Origin of the sequence: Flexivirga sp. (assembly GCF_051955415.1) — a bacterium.
Taxonomy (GTDB): Bacteria; Actinomycetota; Actinomycetes; order Actinomycetales; family Dermatophilaceae; genus Flexivirga.
In genome coordinates this window covers 62,818-89,488 of record NZ_JBQCGS010000018.1, presented here as the reverse complement: position 1 = coordinate 89,488, position 26,671 = coordinate 62,818, and the positions used below count along the sequence as shown (strand labels likewise).

22 protein-coding genes and 1 riboswitch are annotated in these 26,671 nt (G+C 70.3%); of the genes, 9 read left to right on the top strand and 13 right to left on the bottom strand.

Annotated features, from left to right (window positions below; genetic code table 11):
• Positions 1-42: 42 nt before the first annotated feature.
• The 6 genes from ACTHL4_RS03300 to ACTHL4_RS03275 form a co-directional block, all read right to left on the bottom strand.
• A complete protein-coding gene (locus tag ACTHL4_RS03300; RefSeq protein ID WP_440281305.1) occupies positions 43-1,422 on the bottom strand; it encodes an FAD-binding oxidoreductase in 1,380 nt (459 codons plus the stop codon).
• Between the two features lie 33 nt (positions 1,423-1,455).
• A complete protein-coding gene (locus tag ACTHL4_RS03295; RefSeq protein WP_440281304.1) occupies positions 1,456-2,067 on the bottom strand; it encodes a LysE family translocator in 612 nt (203 codons plus the stop codon).
• A complete protein-coding gene (locus ACTHL4_RS03290) occupies positions 2,067-2,612 on the bottom strand; it encodes a helix-turn-helix domain-containing protein (protein ID WP_440281303.1) in 546 nt (181 codons plus the stop codon). The genes ACTHL4_RS03295 and ACTHL4_RS03290 overlap by 1 nt, the downstream gene beginning before the upstream one ends.
• Positions 2,613-2,672: 60 nt before the next feature.
• Positions 2,673-3,125 (bottom strand): regulatory protein RecX, encoded by a 453-nt coding sequence (locus ACTHL4_RS03285; protein ID WP_440281302.1) that lies wholly within the window; start codon positions 3,123-3,125, stop codon positions 2,673-2,675.
• A 381-nt stretch (positions 3,126-3,506) separates the two neighbouring features.
• A complete protein-coding gene (gene recA, locus ACTHL4_RS03280) occupies positions 3,507-4,574 on the bottom strand; it encodes a recombinase RecA (RefSeq protein ID WP_440281301.1) in 1,068 nt (355 codons plus the stop codon).
• A 264-nt stretch (positions 4,575-4,838) separates the two neighbouring features.
• Positions 4,839-5,420: a DinB family protein gene (locus ACTHL4_RS03275; RefSeq protein WP_440281300.1), complete on the bottom strand. Its 582-nt coding sequence runs from the start codon at positions 5,418-5,420 to the stop codon at positions 4,839-4,841.
• A gap of 70 nt (positions 5,421-5,490) precedes the next feature.
• Between ACTHL4_RS03275 and ACTHL4_RS03270 the strand changes: the two genes are divergently transcribed.
• The 4 genes from ACTHL4_RS03270 (at position 5,491) to ACTHL4_RS03255 (ending at position 9,595) form a co-directional block, all read left to right on the top strand.
• Positions 5,491-6,198 carry a FadR/GntR family transcriptional regulator gene (locus tag ACTHL4_RS03270; RefSeq protein WP_440281299.1) on the top strand — a complete coding sequence of 236 codons (708 nt, stop codon included), beginning with the start codon at positions 5,491-5,493 and terminating at the stop codon, positions 6,196-6,198.
• Positions 6,195-6,962, top strand: coding sequence for a creatininase family protein (locus ACTHL4_RS03265; RefSeq protein ID WP_440281298.1), 768 nt, complete (start codon positions 6,195-6,197; stop codon positions 6,960-6,962). Before ACTHL4_RS03270 ends, ACTHL4_RS03265 begins: the two co-directional genes overlap by 4 nt.
• A 90-nt stretch (positions 6,963-7,052) precedes the next feature.
• Positions 7,053-8,045, top strand: coding sequence for an alpha/beta hydrolase family esterase (locus tag ACTHL4_RS03260; RefSeq protein ID WP_440281297.1), 993 nt, complete (start codon positions 7,053-7,055; stop codon positions 8,043-8,045).
• Complete coding sequence (locus ACTHL4_RS03255) at positions 8,042-9,595, top strand: AbgT family transporter (protein WP_440281296.1); 1,554 nt, start codon at positions 8,042-8,044, stop codon at positions 9,593-9,595. The genes ACTHL4_RS03260 and ACTHL4_RS03255 overlap by 4 nt, the downstream gene beginning before the upstream one ends.
• A 30-nt stretch (positions 9,596-9,625) precedes the next feature.
• Here the strand turns inward: ACTHL4_RS03255 and ACTHL4_RS03250 are convergent, their stop codons facing one another.
• Positions 9,626-9,859 carry a DUF3046 domain-containing protein gene (locus ACTHL4_RS03250; protein ID WP_440281295.1) on the bottom strand — a complete coding sequence of 78 codons (234 nt, stop codon included), beginning with the start codon at positions 9,857-9,859 and terminating at the stop codon, positions 9,626-9,628.
• 79 nt (positions 9,860-9,938) lie between these two features.
• Here ACTHL4_RS03250 and ACTHL4_RS03245 point away from each other — a divergent pair, with 79 nt between their 5' ends.
• Positions 9,939-14,756 carry an ATP-dependent helicase gene (locus tag ACTHL4_RS03245; RefSeq protein ID WP_440281294.1) on the top strand — a complete coding sequence of 1,606 codons (4,818 nt, stop codon included), beginning with the start codon at positions 9,939-9,941 and terminating at the stop codon, positions 14,754-14,756.
• Between the two features lie 26 nt (positions 14,757-14,782).
• A complete protein-coding gene (locus ACTHL4_RS03240) occupies positions 14,783-15,550 on the top strand; it encodes a DNA-formamidopyrimidine glycosylase family protein (RefSeq protein WP_440281293.1) in 768 nt (255 codons plus the stop codon).
• Between the two features lie 36 nt (positions 15,551-15,586).
• Here ACTHL4_RS03240 and ACTHL4_RS03235 read toward each other — a convergent pair whose 3' ends face one another.
• The 4 genes from ACTHL4_RS03235 to rimO all read right to left on the bottom strand — a co-directional run bounded on the left by ACTHL4_RS03235 (position 15,587) and on the right by rimO (position 18,796).
• A complete protein-coding gene (locus ACTHL4_RS03235; protein WP_440281292.1) occupies positions 15,587-15,886 on the bottom strand; it encodes a helix-turn-helix domain-containing protein in 300 nt (99 codons plus the stop codon).
• A gap of 165 nt (positions 15,887-16,051) precedes the next feature.
• Positions 16,052-16,537: a CinA family protein gene (locus ACTHL4_RS03230; RefSeq protein ID WP_440281291.1), complete on the bottom strand. Its 486-nt coding sequence runs from the start codon at positions 16,535-16,537 to the stop codon at positions 16,052-16,054.
• Positions 16,538-16,544: 7 nt separating this feature from the next.
• On the bottom strand, positions 16,545-17,351 hold the full coding sequence (pgsA, locus tag ACTHL4_RS03225) for a CDP-diacylglycerol--glycerol-3-phosphate 3-phosphatidyltransferase (protein ID WP_440281290.1): 807 nt from the start codon (positions 17,349-17,351) through the stop codon (positions 16,545-16,547).
• Entirely contained in the window at positions 17,348-18,796 is a 1,449-nt protein-coding gene (gene rimO / locus ACTHL4_RS03220; protein WP_440281289.1) for a 30S ribosomal protein S12 methylthiotransferase RimO, read from the bottom strand. The genes pgsA and rimO overlap by 4 nt, the downstream gene beginning before the upstream one ends.
• 59 nt (positions 18,797-18,855) lie before the next feature.
• Here rimO and ACTHL4_RS03215 point away from each other — a divergent pair, with 59 nt between their 5' ends.
• Entirely contained in the window at positions 18,856-20,055 is a 1,200-nt protein-coding gene (locus ACTHL4_RS03215) for a dipeptidase (protein ID WP_440281288.1), read from the top strand.
• A 60-nt stretch (positions 20,056-20,115) separates the two neighbouring features.
• Here the strand turns inward: ACTHL4_RS03215 and ACTHL4_RS03210 are convergent, their stop codons facing one another.
• Positions 20,116-21,021, bottom strand: a complete 906-nt coding sequence (locus tag ACTHL4_RS03210) for a hypothetical protein (RefSeq protein ID WP_440281287.1) — start codon at positions 21,019-21,021, stop codon at positions 20,116-20,118.
• 260 nt (positions 21,022-21,281) lie between these two features.
• Between ACTHL4_RS03210 and kdpF the strand changes: the two genes are divergently transcribed.
• Together kdpF and kdpA are read left to right on the top strand one after the other, a co-directional pair.
• On the top strand, positions 21,282-21,368 hold the full coding sequence (kdpF, locus tag ACTHL4_RS03205; protein WP_440281326.1) for a K(+)-transporting ATPase subunit F: 87 nt from the start codon (positions 21,282-21,284) through the stop codon (positions 21,366-21,368).
• Positions 21,368-23,146, top strand: coding sequence for a potassium-transporting ATPase subunit KdpA (gene kdpA, locus ACTHL4_RS03200; protein WP_440281286.1), 1,779 nt, complete (start codon positions 21,368-21,370; stop codon positions 23,144-23,146). Before kdpF ends, kdpA begins: the two co-directional genes overlap by 1 nt.
• Positions 23,147-23,658: 512 nt before the next feature.
• On the opposite strand, the gene ACTHL4_RS03195 is transcribed toward kdpA, so the two are convergent.
• Positions 23,659-26,199: a DNA translocase FtsK 4TM domain-containing protein gene (locus ACTHL4_RS03195; RefSeq protein WP_440281325.1), complete on the bottom strand. Its 2,541-nt coding sequence runs from the start codon at positions 26,197-26,199 to the stop codon at positions 23,659-23,661.
• A gap of 328 nt (positions 26,200-26,527) precedes the next feature.
• Positions 26,528-26,640: riboswitch (SAM riboswitch) on the top strand.
• The last annotated feature ends 31 nt before the right edge of the window (positions 26,641-26,671 follow it).

Genomic DNA, 26,671 nt, shown 5'->3' with positions numbered 1-26,671 from the left:
CGTTGTCCACAGGGCCGATCTCCCGGCTGCCGGGACCCGACCTCAGAAGACCTTGCCGGGGTTGAAGATGCCCTGCGGGTCCAGCGCCGCCTTGACCGCGCGCTGCATCGCCATGATCTGCGGGCCGAGCTCCCGGGCGGCGCCCGGCATTTTCAGCAGACCGACGCCGTGCTCCCCGGTGACGGTCCCGCCCAGGTCGAGGCATTCGTGGATGATGCGGTCGAACGCCGCCTGCGCCCGCTCGCGTTCGTCCTCGTTGTCACGCCCGGCCACCATCAGCGGGTGGAGGTTGCCATCGCCCGCGTGCGCCACACTGGCGATGGTGATCCCGACATCCTGCGAGATCTGCTCGATCCGGCGCAGCATCTCCGGCACGTGTTCCTTCGCCACCACGATGTCCTCGGTGAGCAGTGGACCCTTGCGCTCCATCGCCGGGTAGGCCAGTCGCCGGGCGGCCATCATCGCGTCCGCCTCCTCGGCATCGGCGGTCTCCGCGACGAAGGTGGCTGCCCCGGCTTCGAACGCAGCCATCATCTGGCGGGCGGCCCTCACGCCCGCCTCTCCCGGCTCGTCCACCTTGCCGATGAGCACCACGTTCGCCTCGGAGGCCAGTCCCATGCCGGTCATCTCGTCGACGGCCTCCAGGCAGATCCGGTCGACGATCTCCAGCGCCGACGGTGTCAGGCCGCGGGCCGCGACGTCGCGGACCGCGACACCGGCGTCCACGATGTTGTCGAAGTAGCCCAGCACGGTCCGGCCAGGATCGGGCAGCGGGCGCAGCTTGACGGTCACCTCGGTGACGATGCCGAGCGTGCCCTCGGAGCCGACATACAGGGCGGCCAGATCAAGGCCCGCGACCCCCTTGGCGGTGCGTCGCCCGAGGCGGACCACCTCACCGGTCCCGGTGACCACTTCGAGCCCGATGACATAGTCGCGGGTCACGCCATACTTCACGCAACAGACGCCGCCGGCGTTCGTGGCGACGTTGCCGCCGATCGTCGACCACGGTGAGCTCGCCGGATCCGGCGGGTACCAGAGCCCTTGCTCGGCAACGGTTTCCCGCAGGCGGTCGTTGACGACTCCGGGTTGCACGACGGCGATGCGCTCCAGCGGATTGACCTCGAGCACCGCATCCATCTTCGCCAGGCTGACGACCACGCAGCCGGCGATCGAGTTGGCACCACCGGACAGCCCGGTGCCGGCGCCACGCGCGACCAGCGGCACGTGATGCTCCAGCGCCCAGCGAACCGTCTCCCGCTCGTCTCCAGGGCGCGTGGCCCGGGCCACCGCCAGCGGCGCACTGTACGGCGCCCACTCCGCCTCGTCGTGCACGTAGGACGCGACGATGTCGGTGTCGGTCAGCACCTGGGAGCGGCCGAGCCGGTCGGTGAGTTGGTCGATGAGCTGACGGGTGGCGGGCATGCGCCTCACGCTAGTCGGCCGGCGGTAGCCGGCTCAGCGCGGGACGAGCGTCAGCCCGATCGCGGTGAAGAGGCCACCGGCGACCCGATCGATGGTCCGCTGCAGCCGTCGGTATGCCGCAACCACCGGCTGGGAACCGGCACACCAGCTGACCACCGCGAACCACGCGACGGCCATGGCCAGCATCACGGTCAGCACGACGACGCGGGTCGCCGCTGCCTCATGGCGTGGCATCAGCGTCGCGAACAGGGCGCCGAAGAAGACCAGTGCCTTCGGATTGGCCAGGTTGGTGAAGACGCCCAGCCGCCAATGCTTTCCGGCGCTCGGTGGTGTCGTCTCGGCAGCGCCCGTGGTGGTCTTGCGGGTGGCCCACAGCACGTGCACGCCATACCCGATCAGCAGCACCGCGCCGACGGTGCGCACAACGAGGTAGAGGTGTTCGTAGCGCGCCAACAGCGCGCTGAGGCCGCACATCGCAAGGGTTGCCCAGCAGGCGATGCCGCACACGACACCGAGGCCCACCCGCAGCCCGGCGGAGCGCCCGTGCGCAGCTGAAGTCCGAAGCACGGCAAGGAAATCCGGCCCGGGACTGATCACAGCGACCAGCCAGGCGAGGAGCAACGGTAGGACAGCGAGCATCTGCATCACCCGATCATCGGAGAGGTCATGACGACGGTGGCATCGGCCGGCTCCCCGGCCGTGCGGTAGCAATGCGCCACGTCGCCGGGGAAGGCGAGCAGGTCACCCGGCCCGAGCCGGGCCAGATCATCGCTCGGCCCGGCGGACAGTGTCCCGGAGGCGACCATGAGGTGCTCGAGCGTGCCGGTCGCATGGGGCACTCCCTCGTAGGTCGTGCGTGCCGGCAGCCGCAGCCGCCAGATCTCGACCTGATGCCCACCACTCACCCGGCGCAGCATCTCCTGTTGCGGGGTGTCCGCGGCCGCCGTGGCCCGCACCACGTGTGGTTGCGTCGGAGTGGTCGGCACCAGCAGGTCGGTCAGCGGTATGCCGAGGGCGATCGCCACGGCGTCGAGGGTGTCGATCGTCGGGTTGGCCCGGCCCGACTCGAGGCCGGAGAGGGTTGCCTTGGACAGGCCGGAGCGACGTGCCAACTCGGCTGCGGACAATCCGCGTTGTTCGCGGCGCAGGCGCAGTTGGGCGCCGACCGAAGTGGCGAGGGTGGAGGCCATATCGTTGAATATAACGAACGATTCGTTCATTACGCAATGCGCGGCGGGCGGTGGACGACCTCAGTCCGGCTGGTGTTCCGGGGCGTCGGCGATCGCCTCTCGGATGACCGCCCACGCGATGGCGGACGAATATCCTTTGCGAGCAAGCATTCCGGCCAGTCGCCGGGCCTGCACCTGGGCGTCGAGGCCGTGCATGGCGCGCAGCTTCTTGGCGACCAGGGCGCGGGCGCGTTCCCGCTCGTCCTCGTCGTCGATGGTGTCGAGTTGCTCACGGATGACGTCGGCGTCGACACCCTTGCGACGCAGCTCCTGACTGATCGCCCGTCGGGCCAGACCGCGCCGCTCCTGCTGCGATCGGACCAGCGTCGCGGCGTAGGCGGCGTCGTCGACCAGGCCGACCTCCTCGAGCCGGTCGAGCACGGCCCTGGCCACCTCGTCGGTGCAGCCGCGTTCGCGCAGTGTGTCGGCCAGCTGTTTGCGACTGCGGGGCGCCGAGGCGAGTTGACGGAGCACGATGGTGCGCGCCACCTCGGAGGGGTCGGCGTCCGCTCCGGATGCGTCCGGTGGCGGCTCACGATCGTTGCGTGCCTGCCGGGCCGTGCGTCGCCCTCGTGCGCCGCCGGCGGGGTGTGCGCCGCGTCGAGGCGATCGGTGCGGCCCGTTCGCCGGCGGCCCTGCGCCGCTCGCGGCGCCGTCGCCGGATCGCACGTGGGCCGATGAGCCGGCCCACGGACCGACGATGACATCGGCCGGATCGACAAAGTCGGGCGGCGAATCAGGTGCACTGTCAAAGGGATTCATGGATGCAACGAAGCTTCCCCTGTGGAGCGTCTGTCGTCATACGGGACAACGTCTCGGCCACCGAAACGCCCAGCTCGGTGGCCGAGACGAGGATCAGAAGTCGACCGCGGTGACGACGGGTGTGGTCTCCTCGGCCGGCTTGTCGGCTTGCGGGCCGACGCCGAGCTTCTCCTTGATCTTCTTCTCCAGCTCATCGGCGAGGTCCGGGTTGTCGCGCAGGAAGCCGCGCGCGTTCTCCTTGCCCTGGCCCAACTGGTCGCCCTCGTAGGTGTACCAGGCGCCGGCCTTGCGCACGAAACCCTGCTCGACGCCCATGTCGATCAGGCCGCCCTCGCGGGAGATGCCCTGGCCGTAGAGGATGTCGAACTCCGCCTGCTTGAACGGCGGGGACACCTTGTTCTTGACCACCTTGACGCGGGTGCGGTTGCCGACCGCATCGGTGCCGTCCTTCAGCGTCTCGATGCGACGCACGTCGAGCCGGACCGAGGCATAGAACTTCAGCGCCTTGCCGCCGGTCGTCGTCTCCGGCGACCCGAACATGACGCCGATCTTCTCGCGCAACTGGTTGATGAAGATCGCGGTGGTACCGGTGCTGTTGAGAGCACCGGTGATCTTGCGCAGCGCCTGCGACATGAGTCGGGCCTGTAGACCGACGTGGCTGTCACCCATCTCACCCTCGATCTCGGCACGCGGCACGAGCGCGGCCACGGAGTCGACCACGATGATGTCCAGCGAACCGGACCGGATCAGCATGTCGGCGATCTCCAGTGCCTGCTCACCGGTGTCCGGCTGGCTGACCAGCAGGGCATCGGTATCCACCCCGAGCTTCTTGGCGTATTCGGGGTCGAGCGCGTGCTCGGCGTCGATGAAGGCTGCGATGCCGCCGTTGCGCTGCGCATTGGCGACGGCGTGCAGTGCGACCGTGGTCTTACCGGAGGACTCCGGACCGTAGATCTCCACCACGCGGCCGCGGGGCAGCCCGCCGATGCCGAGAGCGACATCGAGAGCGATGGCGCCGGTGGGGATCACATCGATCGGCGGACGGACGTCGTCGCCCAGTCGCATGACCGCGCCCTTGCCGTGCGCCTTCTCGATCTGGGACAGGACGGTGTCGAGCGTCTTCAGCTTACTGTCACCGGCATTCGCCGTCTTTGCTGCCATGGTGCGGCACTCCTTCGGAGAGTTGTGGGGTGGGTCGCGTCCACCGGCGACCGTCCGCAGCTCGTCAGTGCAGGTCGAACTGTGGAACGTGTCAGACGCTAGGCCCCCGCACCGACAACCCGGCATCTGTGGTCCGTGCACTGTGGACAACGGGCCGCCGGTCGAGGACTTGTGGATGAGCCTAACGCAGTTTCCCGAACATCCGTACGAAGGTTTGCGGCGTGGCGTGTCGCCCCGACGGCGCGCCCACCCTCGGCCAGCACCTCATCGGCCGGCCGACCGCGCGGCCGCCTCGATCAGGGTGCGTCGCCGGCTCCAGAAGGCCGCGTCGTGCTGCTGGTCCGCCATGGCTGCCGCATCGGTCCCCACCGCACCGTCCAGCTGCTCGCGCACGATATCGGCGTGGCCGGCGTGCCTGCTGGTCTCGGCGAGCAGGTGCACGAGGACGTTGAACAGCGGCACCGCGGCGTCCTGCCACCAGGCAACGCGCCCGATGGTGTCGAGCTCCAGTGCGGCCACCGTGGCATCGCTGTGCGCCCACACCCGCCGATAACGGTCGACGATCTGGCTGCGGGACTCCCCTTCGGTCGCCCACATGTCCGCCAGCCGGTCCGCCTCGACGTCCCAGCGCGGCAGCGGTTCGGGAAACGGACGGCCGAAGACCTCGCCCAGATACCTCGCCTCCCAGGTCGCCAAGTGCTTCACCAGGCCCAGCAGATTCGTGCCGGTGACAGTGAGCGGACGGCGCACGTCGTACTCGGACAGCCCGTCGAGCTTGGCCAGCACCGCTTCGCGTTCGTGTCGCAGGTAGTTGTAGAGGTTCGCCTTGGCGGCAGCATCGTCCATCCGCGGATCCTCCCAGCATTCGCCAGTGACCCTTGACACATTAGGTGATCAAGTGATCTAGTCACTTGATGTGACCACGCAGACCTCGCTGACCAGCCGCCTCGCCGACGAGATCGTCGACCTGATCTTGGACGGTGGCCTGCGACCGGGCGACGCCCTGGAGTCCTCCCGCGCGCTCGCCCAGCGTTTCGAGGTCACCACGCCGACGGTGCGCGAGGCCCTGCGCCGCCTGGAGGCCACCGATGTCGTGCAGTTCCGGCACGGCTCGGGCACGTACGTCGGCGCCGGCATCGAGCGGCGGATGGTCGTCAACCAGCACGCCGGCCGCGACTCCCTCGAGGAGCTCGTCGCCACCCGCCTCCTGCTCGAACCCGCCATCGCGGCCGAAGCCGCCCGCAGCCGCAGCGACGCCGACCTGCAGTCGCTCGAACGCGCACTGGCCAACGCGCTCACGCCCCAGCGCGGTGACGAACGACCGGCCGTGCATTTCCACGTCGCGGTCGCCGCCGCGACCGGCAATCGCCTGGTCGCCGAGACGCTGGAAGCCTTGCTGCACCTGCGATCTCGCGAACAGATCCAGATCCGTCACCGGTATGACGACCGCGAGCGCGACCACGCCGAGCACCAGCAGATCCTGGACGCCATCCGCGCCGGCGACGCGGACCGCGCGGCCGCGCTCACCACGGCACACCTGCGATCGATCCGCGACGTGCTCGCCGACGGCGGCAGGACCGGGGACCAGGAGCGTGGCCGGGACCAGGCCCAGGACCAGGCATGACGGTCCCCTCCCATCGGCTCGGCGAGTTGACCACCCGCGACGCGGCGGAGTCGGTCGCTCGCGGCGACATCGTCATCCTCCCCGCGGGCGCCTTCGAACAACACGGACCGGCCCTGCCCATGGCCACCGACCTGATCCGCGCCGAGGACCTGGCCGGCCGGGTGGCCGCAGCGCTCCCCCAGCGTGTCGTCATCGGTCCGAGCCTGCCGGTCGGGGTCTCCCCGCACCACCTGGGTTTCGCCGGCACGGTCACCCTGCGGCCGGCGACCTTCCTCGCCGTCGCCCGCGAGTATGTCGACAGCCTGGCCCATCACGGCTGGCGCAAGATCCTCGTGCTGACCGGCCATGCCGGGAACAACGCAACTCTCGGCGCTTTGGCGCAGGATCTGCTGCACGACCGCCCTGACATCGAATTCGCCTGGACCGCAATAGCTTCCCTCGCCGGACCGGCCACCGCGCAGCTGCAGCGCGCAGAGGTGACCGGGCACTGTGGCGAGTCGGAAACCGCCCAGATGCTGCACGTCGCACCGCATCTGGTGCATGTCGACCGGTTGGCTGCGGGCACCACTGCCCTGGACCAGCTGGACCCCCTGTCGCGCCTGGCGCGACGCACCGCGCCGGCGCTCGCGCGCCGGTACGACCGGCTCAGCACGAACGGCGTGCTGGGCGATCCCACGACCGCGACGGCCGACCAGGGCCGAGCGATCGTCGACGCCGTCACCACGGCACTGGTCGAACACCTCCAGGAGTGGCTCGCCGCCTGATCCGAACCCGTCACGGCCGGTCGCCCCCTCCGGGCGTCCGGTGGGTCGAACGCGCCCCGAAACGCGCGACCCGTCCGAAAGGAACTCGCCATGAAGAAGATCCGCCACCGCACCGCCGCCCTCACCGCGACGCTGCTTGCCACCGGTGCCGTGACGGCGCCCGCCGTCGCGCACAGCCTCTCCCCCGAACCGGGCCGCGCCTCGGCGACCGCGCCGTCCGGCACGCGGTCGTGCACGAAGCCGACCGACCAGGAATCGGCGGCGAGCGCGAAATACACCATCACCAGTGGTGGCCGCGAGCGCACCTACATTCTGCATTTGCCGAAGAACTATGAGCGGCACAGTGAGTGGCCGCTGATCGTCGCCTACCACGGACGCGGGAGCACCGGCACCGAGATCGAGGGATTCTCCGGCCTGTCCTCGTTGCGGGCGGTCGTCGCCTACCCGAACGGCGAGATCGGCACCGGCGCCGGCTATCGCCAGGCGTGGCAGGGTGCGCCCTACGCGCCGCCCGGTGTCGACGACGTGGCGTTCACCTCCGACCTGCTCGACCGGCTGCAGTCCGACTATTGCGTCGATCCCACCCGGACCTACGCCACCGGCAAGTCCAACGGCGCGGGCTTCGTCGGCCTGCTCGCCTGCCGGTTGCCGGACCGCTTCGCCGCCTTCGCACCGAACTCCGGCGCGTTCTATCCGCAGTCGCGTGAAGGCTGTGCGGACGCGAAACCGACTGCGCTGCTTGACATCCACGGCACCGGGGACAGCACCATCCCGTATGCCGGCGACCCGGACCGCCAGCTGCCGGCCATCCGCAGCTACGTCGCCGACTGGGCCGCACGGGACATGTGCGACCCGAACCCGTCGACCCGTCGGATCGGCACCGACATCACCGTCTTCGACTGGAAACATTGCGCATCCGGCACCGACGTCAAACACGTCGCCGTCACCGGCGGCGGCCATGTCTGGCCCGGCACGCACACCTACTCCGGCGGCGGGCACGTCACCCACACCATCGCCGCACAGGACGTGATGTGGCGCTTCTTCAGCAAGCACCGCCTGGCCCGGACAGGAGCAACGTCATGACGACCTCCACCACAACGGAACCCGAGGAGCAGCAACAGGACCGGCTGCCGTTCATCATCCGCGCCATGGGCGTGGTGGAGAAGGCGGGCAACGCACTGCCGAATCCGTTCTGGCTGTTCTGGATCCTCGCGCTGATCCTGGGCGTCCTGAGCGCAGTGCTGGCCGGCGCCGGCGCCAGTGTGATCTCACCCAGCGACCACAAGACCGTCGCGGTGCGCAACCTGTTCAGCGGCGACGGACTGGCGATGGCGATGTCCACCGCCATCGACAATTTCGCGACCTTCCCGCCGATGGCCACCATCGTCGTGGTGATCATGGGTGTCGCGGTCGCCGAACGCTCCGGCTTCCTGGCCGCCGTGATGAAGGTCGGTGTGTCCCGGGTGCCGGCGTCGGCCGTGGTCTTCGCCGTCGCCTTCCTCGGCACCGTCTCGCATGTGGCGTCCGCGGCGGCATACATCATCCTGGTTCCATTGGGCGGCTTGGCATTTCGCGCCGTCGGGCGGTCGCCGATCCTGGGCATCGTGGTCGCCTACACCTCGATCGCCTCGGGGTATGACGCGAGCCCGATCCCCACGCCGAACGACACGATCTTCGCCGGCATCACCACCTCGGCGGCCCGGCTGATCGATAAGGACGTGACGGTCTCGGCGGTGAGCAACTGGTACTTCAACATCGCATCGTCCCTCCTACTGGCCACCGTGATCACGCTGGTGACCCGCTGGGTACTGGCGAAACGGCCCGACCTGGACCCTGATCCGGACGTCGACCTGGACGACATCGGCGACCTGCACCTGTCCGACCGCGAACGATCCGCCGTGCGTGCTGCCTGCCTCGCCCTGCTGGGGTTGCTGGTGCTGGTGGCTGCGGTCGTCATACCGTCCGGATCGCCGCTGCGCGGTGAACACGGCAGCATCGCCGAGTCGCCCTTCCTGGACGGCATCGCCTTCGTGATCGCCGTGCTCTTCGGCGCGACCGGCATGGTCTACGGGCTGCGCACCGGTGCCCTCAAGGGCGTCGGCGACACGCCACGACTGATGGCCGAGGGCATCAAGCAGATGGCTCCGGTGCTGGTGCTGTTCTTCGCGATCGCGCAGTTCCTGGCCTACTTCGACTGGACCCACCTCGGTGATGTGATGTCGGTGAAGTCGGCCGACATCCTCGACCAGGCCAACGTCCCGGCACCCATCATCTTCCTGATGGTGCTCGCTCTGCTCAGCATCGTGAACGTGTTGGTCACCAGTGGTTCGGCGATGTGGTCCATCGCGGCGCCCGTGCTGGTGCCGACGCTGATGCTGCTGTCGGTGCCGCCGGAGACCACGCAGGCGATCTTCCGGATCGCCGACTCCGGCTCCACCGCGATCACCCCGATGAGCCCGTACTTCATCATGGCGCTCGGCTTCCTGCAGCGCTATCGCGCGAAGGCCGGCATCGGGACGCTCGCGTCATACACGTTGCCGCTGGCGGTGGCGATGACGGCCACCTGGACGGTGCTCTTCTTCGTCTGGTGGGCGCTGGGCATCCCGCTCGGCCCGGGTGCGCCGGTGCGCTGATTTCCCGCCGAATGACGGCAGGATGATGGGTCAGCCGTCGCGGCGGTCCCGGATCGGCAGGTCGCGACCGAGGCGGCGTTCCTCGGGGATCTGCAGGTCGTCGCAGATCGCCAGCCACACCTCACGCGGCTTGACGCCGTCGGCGAGTGCCTCGTCGGCCGTCCGGTTGCCCAGGGCCTGCAACACGTGGCTGTTGCCGAGCACGGCGGCGTATGCCGACCCGAACTCGTCCGTCATCAGCCGGCGATACTCCGAATGCTTCACCCCACCAGGGTAGGTGCCGTGGCCGGCGGCCGGCCGACCGCGAGCAGGTGTCGGTGGGTGATGCGAAGCTAGGGCTTCGATGACCGACGAAGTCCTGACCCGCTTCTCCCCTGCCACCCGCGCCTGGTTCGAGGGGTCGTTCACCGCGCCCACACCGGCGCAGGCCGGCGCGTGGGACGCCATCAGCAACGGCGACCACACCCTCGTCGTCGCGCCCACCGGCTCCGGCAAGACGCTGTCCGCCTTCCTCTGGGCCATCGACCGGATGGCGGCGACTCCCACGCCGGACGAGGCCCTGCGCCGGTGCCGGGTGCTCTCCGTGTCGCCGATGAAGGCGTTGGCGGTCGACGTCGAACGCAACCTGCGGTCACCGCTGGTCGGCATCCGGCATGCCGCCGACCGGCTCCGGCTGCCGCAGCCGGACGTCACCGTGTCGGTGCGCTCCGGCGACACCCCCGCGACCGAGCGGCGGGCCTTCGCCAGACGACCGACCGACATCCTGATCACCACCCCGGAGTCGCTCTTCCTGCTGCTCACGTCCGCGGCGCGGGAGGCGTTGTCCGGCGTCGAGACGGTGATCATCGACGAGGTCCATGCCGTCGCCGGAACCAAACGCGGTGCGCACCTCGCCCTGTCCCTCGAGCGGCTCGACGCCATCCTCCCGCGGCCCGCGCAGCGCATCGGGCTGTCGGCGACCGTGCGCCCGGTCGAGGAGGTCGCCCGATATCTCACCGGCGGGCGCCCGGTGACGACCGTGCAGCCGCCCGCCGAGAAGTCGTGGGACCTCGAGGTCGTCGTGCCGGTGCCCGATCTCACCCAGCTCGGGCGGGTGGCCGGCGACCTCACGGCCCCGTCGAGCGAAGCAGACCCGGCCGGGGCCCCCGCGAAGTATTCGGCGGAGCGAAGTGGAGGAGAAACTTCGTGGGGTGGGGTGGAGCGGACATCCATCTGGCCGCACGTCGAAGAACGCATCGTCGACCTCATCACGCAACACCGGTCGACCATCGTCTTCGCCAACTCGCGACGGCTGGCCGAGCGACTGACCACGCGGCTCAACGAGATCTGGGCGGAGCGCACCGATTCAGCCTCGGACCTGCACGAAGTCTCGGAGGGTGGTGCGGGGTCCCCGCGAAGTATCGGAGCGAGGAACGAGCGGAGAACTTCCTGGGGTGCCGGGGCACCGGCGCAGGTGATGGCGCAGGCCGGACAGAGCTCCGGAGCCCCCGCGGTCCTCGCCCGAGCCCACCACGGCTCGGTCAGCAAGGAACAACGCGGCGAGATCGAGGACGCGCTGAAGTCCGGCCGGCTGCCGGCGGTGGTCGCGACGAGTTCACTGGAGCTCGGCATCGACATGGGCCTGGTCGACCTGGTGATCCAGGTCGAGTCCCCGCCGAGCGTCGCCAGCGGGCTGCAGCGCGTCGGACGGGCCGGCCACCAGGTGGGTGCCGTCAGCCGCGGGGTGCTCTTCCCGAAGTTCCGTGGCGACCTGGTGCAGACCTGCGTGGTGGTCGACCGGATGAAGGCCGGGATGATCGAATCCCTTGCAGTGCCGAACAATCCGGTCGACGTGCTGGCACAGCAGATCGTCGCCATGTGCGCGTTGGACGACTGGTCCGTCGAGGACCTCGAGCAGCTCGCGCACCGCACCGCGTCGTTCGCGAGCCTGCCGCGCAGCATCCTGGAGTCGGTGCTCGACATGCTCGCCGGCCGCTACCCGTCCGAGGACTTCGCCGAACTGCGCCCGCGCATCGTGTGGGACCGCATCACCGGCACGCTGAGCGGGCGACGCGGTGCCCAGCGCCTCGCCGTCACCAGTGGCGGCACCATCCCGGACCGCGGCCTCTACGGCGTCTTCCTGGCGACCGGGGAGGGACCGGGGCGGCGCGTCGGCGAGTTGGACGAGGAGATGGTCTACGAGTCACGCGTCGGCGACGTGTTCACCCTGGGCACCACCAGCTGGCGCATCGAGGACATCACGCACGACCAGGTCCGCGTGACGCCCGCCCCGGGACAGCCGGGCAAGCTACCGTTCTGGCGCGGCGACTCCCCCGGGCGCCCGCTCGAACTCGGCACCGCCGTCGGCGGTTTCGTCCGGGAGCTCATCGCGTTGCCGGAGGACGCTGCTCGCGCCCGGGTCGCCCGCACCGGCCTCGACCAGTGGGCGGCGGACAACCTCTTGGCCTACCTTCGCGAGCAACAGGAAGCGACCGGTCAGGTCCCGCACGACAAGGCGATCGTCGTCGAACGCTTCCGCGACGAGCTGGGTGACTGGCGCGTCGTCGTCCATTCCCCGTACGGCGCGCCGGTGCACGCACCCTGGGCGCTGGCCATCGCGGCGCGGATGCGGGAGCGTCTCGGTGTCGAGGTGCAGGCCATGCACGGCGACGACGGCATTGTCCTGCGACTGCCGGACTCCGATCCCGACACCGATGCGTCGGCGGCCGCCCAGCTGCTCGAGTTGATCGTGCAGGACCCGGACGAGATCGCCGAGATCGTCACGTCCGAGATCGGTGGATCTGCTTTGTTCGCAGCGCGCTTCCGCGAATGTGCGGCGCGCGCCCTGCTTCTGCCGCGCCGCAATCCGGGACGTCGGCAGGCGCTGTGGCAGCAGCGTCAGCGGTCCGCCCAGCTGCTCGAGGTCGCCGCCCGTTTCCCGTCCTTCCCGATCGTCCTGGAAGCGGTGCGCGAGTGCGTGCAGGACGTCTTCGACGTGCCGGGTCTGGAGCAGCTGATGCGCGACATCACGGCCCGGCGGATCCGGGTGGTGCAGGTCGACACCGCGACCCCGTCACCGTTCGCCACCAGCCTGTTGTTCGGGTATGTCGCCCAGTTCCTCTACGTGGGTGACTCCCCGCTGGCCGAGCGGCGCGCCGCGGCACTCGCACTGGACCCGTCGCTGCTGGCCGATCTGCTCGGCTCCGGCGAGGGAGCCTCCTTGCGCGACCTGCTGGACGCCGAGGTGGTCTCCCAGGTCGAGGACCAGCTGCAACGGCTGGTCCCCGAGCGACACTGCCGCGACGCCGAGGACGTCGCCGACCTGGTCCGGGTCCTGGGCGTGCTCACCCGGCAGCAGATCGAGCAGCGCACCCGGCAGGAGTGCCGCGGCCAGGTCGCCGCGTGGTTGCGGGAGCTGGTCGCCGCCCGCCGGCTGATCGAGGTGCCGTGGGCCGGGGGCACCGGTCATGCCGCCATCGAGGACGCCGCCCGGTTGCGGGACGCGCTCGGCGTGGCGTTGCCCGCCGGCATACCGGCGGTGTTCCTGGAGCCCACCGATGACCCGCTCGGTGAGCTGATGGTCCGTTTCGCCCGCACCCACGCGCCGTTCCCGGCGACCGAAGCCGCAGCAGCACTCGGCATCGGCCGGGCCGTCGCGCAGGACACGCTGCGCCGCCTGGTGACTTCGGGCCGCCTGATCGAGGGTGAGCTGAGACCGACCGAGCTGGGCGGCGGGGTGCACGGCATCGACTACGCCGACCCGGAGGTGCTGCGCACCATCAAGCGCCGTTCGCTGGCCTCACTGCGCGCCGAGGTGGAGCCGGTGCCGGCCGAGCAGTTGGCGTCCTTCCTGCCGCAGTGGCAGGGCGTCGGCGGCGAACTGCGCGGTGCCGACGGACTGCTGCGCGCGGTGGAGCAGCTGTGCGGGGCACGGGTGCCCGCGAGCGCCCTGGAAACGCTGATCCTGCCCGAGCGGGTGACGGCCTACCACCCGGGGATGCTGGACGAGCTGATGGCCGGCGGTGAGGTGCTCTGGCAAGGGCACGCGGCCCTGCCCGGCGACGACGGCTGGGTGTCGTTGCACCTTGCGGACACGGCGCCATTGACCCTCGCGGTGCCGGACGACACCATCGATCTCACCCCGGCCCACCAGCTGATGCTGGCCGCGCTCGACAGCGGCGGTTCGTTCTTCTTCCGCGCACTGGCCGACGCGGTCAACGCGACGGACGCACGCACCGGCGAGACCGAACTGCAGTCGCACCTGTGGGATCTCATCTGGTCGGGCCGGGTCAGCGGTGACACGTTCGCTCCGGTGCGCGCGCTGCTCGGGGGCGGACGCACCGCTCACAAGGCACGGGCGCAGGGTCCGCGACAGAGCCGGCACGGCCGGATCGGTGGACTGCGCGGCTCGCGTGGCGGCCTCGGCCGGCCGGCGCCGGCCCTGCGGGCCGCGCCACCGTCGGTCTCCGGCAGATGGTCATTACTGCCGCACCCGGAGGACGACCAGACCGCGAGGGCCTTCGCACTCGCCGAGGTGCTGCTCGATCGGCACGGGATCGTCACCCGTGGCGCCGTCCAGGCCGAGTCGGTCACCGGGGGGTTCGCGACCGTCTATCGGGTGCTGGCCGCTGCCGAGGAGACCGGGCGGGTCCGCCGTGGCTATTTCGTCGAAGGCCTGGGCGCCGCCCAGTTCGGCAGCGCCGGTGCGGTCGACCGGCTCCGTGCGGCCGGCCGCACCGTGCCGTCGCCACGCAATCCCTGGGACGTGGCTCCGGTCGCACCGCAGACGGCGTTCGTGCTCGCGGCGGCCGATCCGGCCAACCCGTTCGGTGCGGCGCTGCCCTGGCCGGACCGTGAGATCGAGGGTGCCGAGCACCGGCCCAGCCGCCGCGCCGGCGCCATGGTGGTGCTGGTCGAGGGTGCTCTCGTGCTCTACGTCGAACGAGGTGGCCGCAAGGTGCTGACATTCACCGACGACGGCGCGGGCCTGGCCGCGGCAGCCGCGGCGCTGGCCCGGACCGTGGTGCGGCCATCGGACGGCCGCGGGACGCCGCGGCTGCGCGGACTCACCGTTGAGGGCATCGACGGCAGGCCGGCGCTGGGTTCCGATCATCCGCTGGCACACGCATTGGCCGACAACGGCTTCCACGTGTCGCCGAAGGGCCTGCGTATCCGCCGCTGAGACGATGCGAGACGTGAGGAGGTGCGATGCCCGAGGGTGACGCGGTCCGCCGGGCCGCGGCGCGACTCGACGATGCCTTGCGCGAGCAACCGCTGATCGGTTGCGAGTTGCGCTGGCCGTCACTCGCCGGCCGTTCCCTGCACGGTATGACGACGCTCGAGGTGGTCAGCCGCGGCAAGCACCTGTTGCACCGCTTCGACTCCGGTATGACGCTGCACAGCCACCTGCGCATGGAGGGCCGCTGGCGGGTGCGGCGCACCGCGGAGATCACCCCGGCCGCGGTGCGCAGCAGGGCGATCCGGGCGTTGCTCGCGACCGATCGCTGGACGGCCGTCGGTTACCGGTTGGGCCTGCTGGAACTGTTGGCCACCCGGGACGAGCGCCGGGTGGTCGGCCATCTCGGCCCCGACCTCCTGGGCGATGACTGGGACGCGGGTGCGGCCGGGGCGCGGCTGCGCCGGCAACCGGCGCGAGCAATCGGTGCCGCCCTGCTCGACCAGCGCAACCTGGCCGGCCTGGGCACGATCTGGACGACCGAGACCCTCTTCGCCGAACGCATCTCGCCGTGGACCCAAGTCGGGGCCCTGCCGGACGACGCGCTGGACGGTGTGCTGCAGCGCGCCCACCGCTTGCTGTCCGCCGCCGCGGGCGCGGGACACGAGCAGGCCCTCGCGGCATACGGACATGCGGGCGAGCCGTGCCCGCGCTGTGGGCGTTTGCTGCGTCAGGGACCGATCGGTGAACCGCCGGAACAGCGCACGCTGGGCTTCTGCCCCATCTGCCAGACCGGCTGAGTCGCGCCGGCAGCAGGGCGGATGGGATGGGCCGGCTCAGGCGGCGGAGGACACCACAGCCGACGGGTCGGGCACCGGCAACGGCACCGGCGCGGCCACGCCCTCTGCGGCGGCCAGTCGCCGGGACACGCTCAGCAAGGCCTCCGACATCGGCACTCCGAGCGCATCGCACACGGCTGCCAGCAGCTCCGAGGAGGCTTCCTTCTCGCCGCGCTCGATCTCCGAGAGGTAACCGAGCGACAACTGCGCGTCCTGCGCGACCTCGCGCAGGGTGCGGCCCTGCTCCCGACGGACACCGCGCAGCACATCACCGAGCTCGCGACGGAGCAGAATCATGGCGCCTCCCAGTGACATCGACGGTTGCTCATCGTGGATCCAGCTTAACGCCCGCCGCCGACAACCGTTCGGTGCGGCAGGCGGAAATGCCGGCCACCTGGTACAACCGAGGGCCGCGTGCCGACATTCCGATGTGCGGCTGCGCACAGCTGCCCACTCCGGTTCCTACCGGCCGCCCACTGCACAGTGCGCCAGCAGCTCCAGCACCCGGACCACCGTCTGCTCACGGATCGCCCCGCGGTCACCGGTCAGGTCGAGCATGCGCACCTCGTCCAGCGGCACGCCGGGCGCGTCGTCCCAGGCCACCGCGACGAACACCCGCCCGACGGGGACGTCGTCCTGCGGATCGGGCCCGGCCACACCGGTCGTGGCGATGCCGTGGGTGGCGCCCAGCAGCCGTCGTACCCCGTGCGCCATCTGGCGGGCCACCTCGGCCTGCACGGCACCGCCGGCACGCAACAGCTGGGCGTCGACGCCCAGGACGCTCGCCTTCACGTCCGTGGCGTATGACGTCACGCTGCCGCGCACCACCGCGCTGGCGCCCGGCACGGCGGTGAGCGCAGCGCACACCAGCCCTCCGGTGAGCGACTCCGCGGCGGCCACGGTGTCGCCGCGACGCGCCAGGTCGGCGATCAAGGCATCGGTCTGCATTGCGGTGTCACTCCCTTCGCCGGGCGGCGCGGCGGGCCCGCCGCTGGCGCGAACGCTCGCTGTTGCGGCGCAGCCGGATGGCCCGGAAGACGTAGTCGACACCGGTCGCGACCGTGACCGCGAGCGCGGCCAGCATCACGACCCAGGCGATCACGTCGAACCAGCCATCGATCGGCAACAGGAACAGTCCGATCGCGATCGCCTGCAGGAACGTCTTGAGCTTGCCGCCGCGGCTGGCCGGCAGCACACCGTGCTTGATCACCGACAGTCGTAGCAGCGTGATCCCGATCTCGCGCACCAGGATGACCCCGGTGACCCACCAGGGCAGTCGCCCGATGATCGAGAGGCCGATCAGGGCCATACCCATGAGGGCCTTGTCGGCGATCGGGTCCATCATCTTGCCGAAGTCGGTGACCAGCCCGCGGGACCGCGCCAGGTCGCCGTCGATGCGGTCGGTGATCGAGGCGATCGCGAAGACCAGCACCGCACCGATCCGGTAGCCCGTGTCGTGACCACCGTGCGTGAGCAGCAGCCAGCCGAAGACCGGCACCAGCACGATCCGGAACATCGTCAATGCGTTGGCGATGTTCCAGTTGCTGACACCCGTGCTCGGCGCGGACGCCGGATCGGGCATCGGCGGTGCGATGACCGGCTCGCCCGCGGCGCGGCGTCGTTCGAACTCCGCCCGTCGCCGCTCGAACTCGTCGCGCGCCTCGGCCTTGCGTCGCTCGAACTCCTCACGAGTGTGGGCGCGACGCCGGGCGGCGTCGTCCGGAGTCGGAGCACGGCGCTGCCGGCGTTCGGCGCCGGTCATACAGGCCGTGCCATCAGATCGATGCCGAGCGTGCCGGTGACCCGCGCGGTGACGATGTCGCCGATCGCGACGCCGCCAGGCTCGACCTGCAGGATCGTTTCGCCGTCGACGTCCGGGCCCTGCTGGCCGGCGCGGCCACGCACCTCCCCGTCATCGGCGTCGGCGGTGCCGTCGGACTCGACCAGCACCTCGACCGTTTCACCGATCCGGTCCGCGGCACGCTGCTCGTTCAGCTGCTCCGCCAGCGTCTGGAAGTGCGCCAACCGCGTGGCGACCTCGCGCTCGGGAAGCTTGGCGTCATACGTCTCGGCCTCGGTGCCGTCCTCGTCGGAGTAGCCGAACACGCCGACGACGTCGAGCTGTGCCTCGATCAGGAAGCTCTCCAGCGCGGCCAGGTCCGCGTCGGTCTCGCCGGGGAAGCCGACGATGACGTTGCTGCGGATGCCGGCGTATGGCGCCCGCCGACGCACCTCCTGCACCAGCTGCAGGAACGACTCGCGGTCACCGAACCGCCGCATCCGGCGCAGCAGCGGACCACTGGCGTGCTGGAACGAGATGTCGAAGTAGGGCACCACACCGGGCGTCGAGGTCATCACGTCCAGCAGGTCGGGGCGGATCTCCGCGGGCTGCAGGTAGGAGACCCGGACCCGCGAAATGCCTTCGACCGCAGTGAGTTCGGGCAGCATCGTGTCGAGCAGTCGCAGGTCGCCCAGATCCTTGCCGTAGGACGTGGAGTTCTCCGAGACCAGGAACACCTCCCGCACGTCGTGCTGTCCGAGCCACCTGGCCTCGGCGAGCACGTCGGCCGGGCGCCGGGACACGAACGCGCCGCGGAAGGAGGGAATCGCGCAGAATGCGCACCGCCGGTCGCACCCGGAGGCGATCTTCAGGGGCGCCCACGGACGGCCGTCGAGCCGGGCCCGGATGACGCGTGGCGACGATGCCGGCGAGGCGATGTCGACGTCGTCGGGCCGGCGCAGGTCACCGTGGCCGGGTGTCGCGACGTCGGAGCCTTGGCGGTCCACCGGACTGATCGGCAACAGTTTGCGACGGTCCGACGGTGTGTGGGAGGCGGGCGCGTGACCACCCAGGACCGCCCGCAAATGGCTGGACATGTCGACATACGAGTCGAATCCGAGCACCGCGTCGGCCTCGGGGAGCTGGGCGGCGAGCTGCTCGCCATACCGCTCGGCGAGGCAGCCGACCGCGACGACCGCCTGGGTGCGGCCGTGCTCCTTCAGGTCGTTCGCCTCGAGGAGGGCGTCGATCGAGTCCTTCTTGGCCTGCTCCACGAAGCCGCAGGTGTTGATGACTGCGACGTCCGCGTCGGCCGCGTCGTCCACCAGCGTCCACCCCTCGCCGGCGAGCCGGCCGGCCAGTTCTTCGGAGTCCACCTCGTTGCGAGCGCAGCCCAGAGTGACCAGAGCGACGCTGCGGGATTCCATGGACCCAACTGTATGGGACGGCCGGTGCGGCACCGCGCTTGCGTGATGTGATGGCGGGTATGGCGAACACCGACACCTCCCCCAGCCTCGACCGCGTCCGTGACCTGCTGGCGAAGCACCCGTTGATCGACGGACACAACGACCTGCCGTGGGCCGCCCGTGACCTGGTGCGCTACGACTTCGACAAGCTGGATCTGGAGGCGGGCACCGCCGACCGCACCCACACCGACATCGCCCGGCTGCGCGAAGGATGCCTGGGCGGACAGTTCTGGTCGGTCTACGTGCCGTCCAACCAGCCCGGCAGCGAGGCGGTCACCCAGACCCTGGAGCAGATCGACGCCGTGCACCAGCTGATCGGCCGCTGGCCCGAGACGTTCGGCCTGGCGCGCACCGCGGACGAGGTGGAGTCGGTCTTCGCCTCCGGCCGGATCGCATCGCTGCTCGGCGCCGAGGGCGGCCAGTCGATCGACAGCTCGCTCGCCACGCTGCGGATGCTCTACGTGCTGGGCGTGCGCTACATGACCCTGACGCACAACGACAACAACCCGTGGGCCGACTCGGCCACCGACGAGCCGGTGCACGACGGGCTCTCGCGGTTCGGCGTCGAGGTGGTGCGGGAGATGAACCGCATCGGCATGCTCGTCGATCTGTCACACGTCAGCGCCGACACGATGCGCGCGGCGCTGGCGGCCTCGGAGGCACCGGTCATCTTCAGCCACTCCTCTGCGCGGGCGGTGTGCGACTCTCCCCGCAACGCTCCCGATGACGTGCTGGAGACGTTGCGGGACAAGAACGGCGTGATCATGTCGACCTTCGTCCCGCCGTTCGTGTCGCAGGAGTGTGCCCAGTGGCGCACCGACGCCGGCGAGGCCGCGCGGGACGCGGGCGTGGCGCCCACGGATGTGACGGCGTTCCAGAAGTTCTGCGACCAGTGGGCCCAGCGGCACCCGATGCCGGTCGCCACCCTCGACGACGTGATCGCGCACTTCGTGCACATCCGCGAGGTCGCCGGCATCGACCACCTCGGCGTCGGCGGCGACTACGACGGCGTTTCGGTGCTGCCCGAGGGCATGGGCGACGTGTCGTCATACCCGAAGGTCTTCGCGGCGCTGGCCGACCTCGGCTGGTCCGACGAGGACCTGGCCAAGGTGGCCGGCGGCAACGTCCTGCGGGTGTTGCGCGACGCCGAAGCGGTCGCTCGGGACCTGCAGCAGACCCGTGGCCCCAGCGTGGCGACCATCGAGGAGCTCGACGGCTGAGCGCGGATCTCGGCTATGCCAGGGGTGCGCTCCGCCGCACTCTTGACATAGCCGCGATCGTCAGTGCCGGCCCAGCCGGAAATAGGTATGGCGAACCTGCGCCATGAAATCGGCTGGCGCCAGCCGCAGGCCCAGCACCGGGATGCGTATGACGTTCTCACCAGCGACGACCCTGTCGTTCTGGCGGAGTGCGTCGTCGATCGGGTTGAGCGCGAGCGCGTGATGCCCGCCGTCGATCTCGACGACCAGACCCACCTCGTCCCAGGCGACGTCGAGGTACAGCCGCCCCCTCGGGCCGTTGCGAATCGCCTGCCGACTGGGTGCCGGTAGCCCGGCTCGGCGCGCCATACCGGCGAAGTCCAGCTCTCCGAGCGAGTGTGCGCCGTCGGTGACGTCGCCGATGACAGCCGCCAGGAACGCATGCCGCCTCGATCTCTCGACGCCGCTCCACGCCAGCTGCAGTCGCGCCGTGGTGGTCAGCCGCTGCTGCAGGGGCAGACAGATGAGCAACGCGGCCTGCCGGTCACTCACCCCCCACTGCGCCGCGTGGATCATGGCAGGTTCCACCGCTACTCGAGGCACGCCGGACGTCGCGATCCGAACAGGACGGCGGGGCAGATGCAATCGGACGCCTTCCACGCGATGATGCCGGTTCCGCGCCGGGACGGACACGTCGATGACCGCCGGGACGAAGCCGGTCTTCCCGCTCGCGACGAGCGCGCTCGCTCCGTCCAGTCGTGCACCGGCGCCGCTCTCCCACACGGCTCGCCACCGCAGAGCAACCGCACCGAGCGCCGGTGAACCCACCGCGACGGTATGCCGACCAACCTTGAACCAGCGGCCGGCCGCGACCTCGCCTGCGTATCCCGAACCGGTCGATGCCGTGCTGCGCCAGCGCCAACCGGTGCACCACCCCACCGCACTCAGCTGCCAGTTCGGCGGCGATGACGCGGCGTTCGGCGCCATACATCAACGGACGACGGACGACGTCATGGCGGATCGGTGCGGCGCTCATCGGAGGATCCTCGCGAATTCGCAGCTGCGCCGTGACGGGCCTGTGGACAACCAGGTTCGGATCAGCTCGCGCTATGTCAGCAGTGCGTCCCACCGCACTCTTGACATAGCCGCCGTCTGCCGCCCAGCCGGCCGTCAAGAATGCGTCAAGACCCGCAAAGACGGCATCAACACGGCGGATCCGGCCGGAACACCGGCGAACGCTGGGATCCATGACCGAATATCTCGTCGCGGGCGGCATCGCGCTCGCGCTTCTGGCGTACCTCGTCTACGCCCTCGTCCGCCCGGACAAGTTCTGATGAGCGAACCGGTGAGCGGCCTGGTGACCATCGCCGTCCTGGTGGCCGCCCTCGCGCTGGTGCACGTCCCACTGGGCGATCACATGGCTCGAGTCTTCAGCAGCGACAGGGATCTCGCCGTCGAACGGCTCTTCTACCGCGTGAGCGGCGTGGATCCTCGGTCCCAGCAACGCTGGTCACGGTATGCCGTCTCGGTGCTGGCCTTCTCCGCGGTGAGCCTGGTCGCGCTGTGGGCACTGTGCACCTTCCAGGGCCGGCTGCCGCTCGACCGCGGTGCCGCCATGGACTGGCACACCGCGGTCAACACGGCGATCTCCTTCGTCACCAACACGAACTGGCAGAGCTACGCCGGTGAATCCGGCGCGAGCGTGGTGGTCCAGGCGCTGGGGCTGGCCGTGCAGAACTGCTTGTCGGCAGCCGTCGGCATCGCGGTCGCCGTCGCCCTCGTCCGCGGCCTGGTCGCCCGCCGGACCGGTGTCATCGGCAATTTCTGGGTCGATCTGACCCGCGGCACGGTGCGGATCCTGCTGCCCATCGCAGTGCTCGGCGCCGTCGTGCTCCTCGCCGGCGGCGTGGTCCAGGATCTCGCCGCGCCGCAGGTGGTCGACACCCTCGCCGGCGGCCACCAGACGATCGAATCCGGCCTGGTCTCGAGCCAGGAGGCGATCAAACTGCTCGGCACCAACGGTGGCGGCTACTTCAACGCCAACTCCGCCCATCCCTTCGAGAACCCCAACGGCTTCACCAATCTGGTCGAGATCTTCCTCATCCTGCTCATCCCGTTCTCACTGCCGCGCACCTACGGCCGACTGATCGGTGACCAGCGCCAGGGGTATGCCGTCCTCGGCTTCATGGCGTTCCTCTGGGCGGCGATGCTGACCGTGATCACCTGGGCCGAGCAGAGCGCGGCGACCGCACCGACCGGAGCGATGGAGGGCAAGGAAGTCCGCTTCGGGGTCTGGGGATCGGCACTGTTCGCCAACTCCACCACCGCCACGTCCACCGGGGCGGTCGACTCGTGGCACGAGTCCTACAGTCCCGTCGGCGGCGGTGGTGCGCTCACCAACATGCTGCTCGGCGAGATCGGCCCCGGAGGCGTCGGCTCCGGACTGTATGGCGCATTGGTCGTCGCGATCCTCGCGGTCTTCATCGCCGGCCTGATGGTCGGACGCACACCCGAGATCCTCGGAAAGGCGGTGGGCCGCAGGGAGATCACCTACGCCGCCCTCTACTCCGTCACCACTCCCGCGCTCGTCCTGCTGGGCACCGGAGCGGCCCTGCTGGTGCCGAGGGCACAGCACGCGGTCCTGGCGACCGGACCGCACGGCCTCACCGAGCTGCTCTACGCCTACGCGTCGGCAGCCGGACCCGACCCGGCCGCGTTACCTGCTGACCGATCCCGGCCAGGGTTACCGCTTCACCGGCTGACCGGCTTGCGCCGCATCGCGTGCACGATGAGCAGCACCAGTGCGGCGATCCAGCCGAACAACACGCCCCACAGGACGCCGACGTTGAGATCGGTCTGCCACACGGCCTCGGGTGAGGAACCCTGCCGGGCGATCGCGCCGGCCACCGGACGGGCCACGCCGCCGGCGATCACCGTCGTCATCCAGGCCGCGAGGAACAGCGCGAATCCCCCGTTGCCGGCCCGCGTCGACATCGCCGCCGCCATCATCAGCAGCACGGTGATGACCAACACGATCAGCACCCCGACGACGAACGCGGTGGACAGATCGCTGCCGCCGCCGGACGGCCACGGCAGCAGATCCATCCGGTAGGTCACGAACCCCGGCAGCTTGCGACTGTCGATGCTGGAGTGGTTTCGCAGGATCTGGTAGGCGCCGAACGACGTCGCCACCGCGATGAGCGTCGCCACCACCGCGCCGACGATGGCGGCCGGGAAACCGCCGGATCCACGGTCCGCCGGCAGCATCGGTGCGCCGTATGCCGGCGGTCGTTGCTGCGCCGGCGCCGGCCGATAGCCGCCGGACGGCGGGGCGTAACCACCGCCCGCGGGCGGATAACTCCCGGAGGCACGCGCGTCACGTGCCGCCGGTGGGGCGTCGAAGACCGCCGTGTCGTCGCTACGGCCCGCGTCCCGGGCCGGCCCGATCGATCCGGCCGCCGGTGGACGGTAGGGGTCCTCGCGGCGGATCTCCTGGGTGCGGTCGTCCACGTCATGGGGACGACGGTTGCTGTCTCTGGTGTCGTCGTGGTCGCTCGAGTGGTCGCTCACTTCGCCCTCCGCGGGTTCGGGGTCATCCGGCTGCCGTGGGAACCGCGCCCGTGATCAGTCGCGCCGATCCGTCAACTGCCACGCGTCCTCGCTCTCCCCGGAGTCCCCGGAGACGCCGTCGGCCGCCGCGTCGTACGGCTGCTCGGCCACGGGCGGGTCCTCACCGCGCAACAGCGCCAGCGTCGTCGGCAGGTCGTCCGGCTTGACCAGCACGTCACGGGCCTTGGAACCCTCCGAGGGACCCACGATGCCGCGGCTCTCCATCAGGTCCATCAACCGGCCCGCCTTGGCGAAGCCGACGCGCAGCTTGCGCTGCAGCATCGAGGTCGAACCGAACTGGCTGTTGACCACCAGCTCGGCCGCCTGCAGCAGCAGGTCGAGGTCGTCGCCGATGTCCTCGTCGATCTCCTTCTTCGGTGCCGTCACCTGCACGTCGTCGCGGTAAACCGGCTTCAGCTGCTGCTTGACGTGCGAAACCACTTCCTGCACTTCGGTTTCGGTGACCCAGGCACCCTGCACGCGCATCGGCTTGGAGGCACCCATGGGCAGGAAGAGCGCGTCGCCCTGGCCGATGAGCTTCTCGGCGCCGGGCTGGTCCAGCACGACGCGGGAGTCGGCCAGCGAGGAGGTCGCGAACGCCATACGCGACGGCACGTTGGCCTTGATCAGACCAGTGACGACGTCGACCGAGGGGCGCTGCGTGGCCAGCACCAGGTGGATGCCGGCGGCACGTGCGAGCTGGGTGATGCGCACGATCGACTCCTCGACGTCGCGCGGCGCCACCATCATCAGGTCGGCGAGCTCGTCGACGATCACCAGCAGGTAGGGGTAGGTCTGCATGACGCGTTCCGAACCTGGCGGCGGCGACACCTTCCCGGCCCGGACGGCCTTGTTGAAGTCGTCGATGTGCTTGAAGCCGAAGGCGGCCAGGTCGTCATACCGGGTGTCCATCTCGCGGACGACCCACTGCAGTGCCTCGGCGGCCTTCTTCGGGTTGGTGATGATCGGGGTGATCAGGTGCGGGATGCCTTCGTATGCCGTGAGTTCGACCCGCTTGGGGTCGACCAGCACCATGCGGACCTCGTCCGGGGTGGACCGCATCATGATCGAGGTGATCATCGAGTTGACGAACGAGGACTTGCCGGCGCCGGTCGCACCCGCGACGAGCAGGTGCGGCATCTTCGCCAGGTTGGCGATGACGTAGCCGCCCTCGACGTCCTTGCCGACGCCCATCACCATCGGGTGGTCGTTGCCGCGGGCCGCACCGCTCCGCAGCACGTCACCGAGGCTGACCTTCTCGCGGTCGGTGTTGGGGATCTCGATGCCGATCGCGGACTTGCCGGGGATCGGCGAGAGGATCCGCACGTCCGCGGAGGCCACGGCATACGCGATGTTCTTGGACAGTGCGGTGACCCGCTCCACCTTGGTGCCCTGGCCGAGCTCCACCTCGTAGCGCGTGACCGTCGGCCCTCGGCTGAAGCCGGTGACCTGGGCGTCGACGTCGAAGGAGTTCATCGTGTCGGTCAGCGCTTCGACCACTCGGTCGTTGGCGGCCGACCGCGCCTTGGGTGGGGTGCCGGGCTTGAGCAGGTCGTTCGCGGGCAGCGTGTAGGTGACGTCCCCGGCCAGCTGGAGCTGCTCGACCCGCTGGGGCAGCGGCGTGGTGGGCGGCGCCTGCAGCGGCGGGCTCATCGCGATCGACTCCGGCGGCGTGCCGGTGGTGCCGGGCAACGGCATCGCCCGGTCGGTGCCGGCCGGCTTGCCGGCGCCCTTGGCCGGCTGCTTCTCGTCGACGTCGTAGACCTCGTCGCTGCCCGGGTCCTTCTCACCGGGGCGCAGGACGCGGCCGCTCTTGGTCCGCCGCGGCGCGACCGTGGCGGCCTGCTCGAAGGCCTCGTCGCCGTCCAGGCTCGGGTCGTGCTCGCCGTCCGCCGCCACCTTGCGGCGGCGCTTGCGTTTGCCACCGTCGATCTTGTCACCGTGCAGGTCCTGGGCGACCGCGTCGACCGGCTGGTCGTCGTCATACGACCCGCCGTGCTCGAAGAGCCGGGCGCGCAGCGTCGCCAGACGCTCGGGGATCATCGTCACCGGAGTCGCGGTCATCACCAGCACGCTGAACAGCCCGAGGATCAGCAGCAGCGCCATCGCGCCGGCCGTGTGCACGGCGGCCACCAGCGGACTGCTCGCGAGGAAGCCGATGATGCCGCCCGCCCCGCGCAGGGCGTCGGTTTCGCTCGGTTGGGGAATGCCCTTGGCGATGCTGGTGCCGCCACAGACGGCGATGGCGAAGAGCGCGAGACCGACCATCACGCGGTTGGTGGCCTGGTCGCCGCGCGGTGAGCGCATCAGGTGCACGCCGATGAGCACGAGCACGAGCGGCATCACCAGCGCGCCGAGTCCGAACGTCCCGGCGACGATCGCGTGTATGACGTCACCGGCCGCACCGGTCAGCCCCCACCACTCGCGGGCGGCGATGACGACGGCCGCGGCCAGCAGGGCGAAGCCGAGACCGTCGCGCCGCAGTTCCGGCTCGAGGTCACGGGCGGAATGACCGACCCGGCGCGCCGCGCCACCGGCGACGTGGGCGACGCCCATCCAGGTCCCGCGGGCGGCGCGCAACGGCAGCGGCAGCCCGCCGCCGGACGGCTTCCCCCCGGCCCGCGCCTTCGCACCGGTGGCCTTCTTGGCCGGCGGGCGCGTCGAAGTGCGGCCCGACGCGGGGCGCGACCGGGCGCCGGACCCGGATTTGCTCCGGGTCGCGCGCGCGGTCGTGGTCGACGAGGACGGACGGGTAGCCACGAAAACACCGTACGCGACAGCCCCATGAGCCCCATGCGAAACACGCCGCGCACGAGGCAGCGGCCTTCCCACTCCTCGGACGGCGTTGGCGCGTTCGTCGGCCGTCCGGCTAGATTGGCCCGCAGGTCATGAGTCTCAGCGTCAAGCCCCGGCTTGCTGAGCGGCAACCCTCCACCGCGGTGGGGTGCTCCGGGTGACGACCGGGCCGACGCGACAACGCGTCGGCAAGCGCGGATCGGCTCTGCATTCCCCGTCGATCCCTGATCGG

Bases quoted from the DNA above. Each gene is read 5' to 3' on its own strand.
- ACTHL4_RS03235 (WP_440281292.1), bottom strand. From the start codon at position 15,886: ATGATTCTGCTCCGTCGCGAGCTCGGTGATGTGCTGCGCGGTGTCCGT.
- ACTHL4_RS03300 (WP_440281305.1), bottom strand. From the start codon at position 1,422: ATGCCCGCCACCCGTCAGCTCATCGACCAACTCACCGACCGGCTCGGC.
- ACTHL4_RS03245 (WP_440281294.1), top strand. From the start codon at position 9,939: ATGACCGACGAAGTCCTGACCCGCTTCTCCCCTGCCACCCGCGCCTGG.
- ACTHL4_RS03255 (WP_440281296.1), top strand. From the start codon at position 8,042: ATGACGACCTCCACCACAACGGAACCCGAGGAGCAGCAACAGGACCGG.
- pgsA (WP_440281290.1), bottom strand. From the start codon at position 17,351: ATGACCGGCGCCGAACGCCGGCAGCGCCGTGCTCCGACTCCGGACGAC.
- recA (WP_440281301.1), bottom strand. From the start codon at position 4,574: ATGGCAGCAAAGACGGCGAATGCCGGTGACAGTAAGCTGAAGACGCTC.
- ACTHL4_RS03195 (WP_440281325.1), bottom strand. From the start codon at position 26,199: ATGGGCGTCGCCCACGTCGCCGGTGGCGCGGCGCGCCGGGTCGGTCAT.
- ACTHL4_RS03265 (WP_440281298.1), top strand. From the start codon at position 6,195: ATGACGGTCCCCTCCCATCGGCTCGGCGAGTTGACCACCCGCGACGCG.
- kdpA (WP_440281286.1), top strand. From the start codon at position 21,368: ATGAGCGAACCGGTGAGCGGCCTGGTGACCATCGCCGTCCTGGTGGCC.
- ACTHL4_RS03295 (WP_440281304.1), bottom strand. From the start codon at position 2,067: ATGCAGATGCTCGCTGTCCTACCGTTGCTCCTCGCCTGGCTGGTCGCT.
- ACTHL4_RS03275 (WP_440281300.1), bottom strand. From the start codon at position 5,420: ATGGACGATGCTGCCGCCAAGGCGAACCTCTACAACTACCTGCGACAC.
- ACTHL4_RS03215 (WP_440281288.1), top strand. From the start codon at position 18,856: ATGGCGAACACCGACACCTCCCCCAGCCTCGACCGCGTCCGTGACCTG.
- ACTHL4_RS03240 (WP_440281293.1), top strand. From the start codon at position 14,783: ATGCCCGAGGGTGACGCGGTCCGCCGGGCCGCGGCGCGACTCGACGAT.
- ACTHL4_RS03230 (WP_440281291.1), bottom strand. From the start codon at position 16,537: ATGCAGACCGATGCCTTGATCGCCGACCTGGCGCGTCGCGGCGACACC.
- kdpF (WP_440281326.1), top strand. From the start codon at position 21,282: ATGACCGAATATCTCGTCGCGGGCGGCATCGCGCTCGCGCTTCTGGCG.
- ACTHL4_RS03210 (WP_440281287.1), bottom strand. From the start codon at position 21,021: ATGGCGCCGAACGCCGCGTCATCGCCGCCGAACTGGCAGCTGAGTGCG.
- rimO (WP_440281289.1), bottom strand. From the start codon at position 18,796: ATGGAATCCCGCAGCGTCGCTCTGGTCACTCTGGGCTGCGCTCGCAAC.
- ACTHL4_RS03290 (WP_440281303.1), bottom strand. From the start codon at position 2,612: ATGGCCTCCACCCTCGCCACTTCGGTCGGCGCCCAACTGCGCCTGCGC.
- ACTHL4_RS03260 (WP_440281297.1), top strand. From the start codon at position 7,053: ATGAAGAAGATCCGCCACCGCACCGCCGCCCTCACCGCGACGCTGCTT.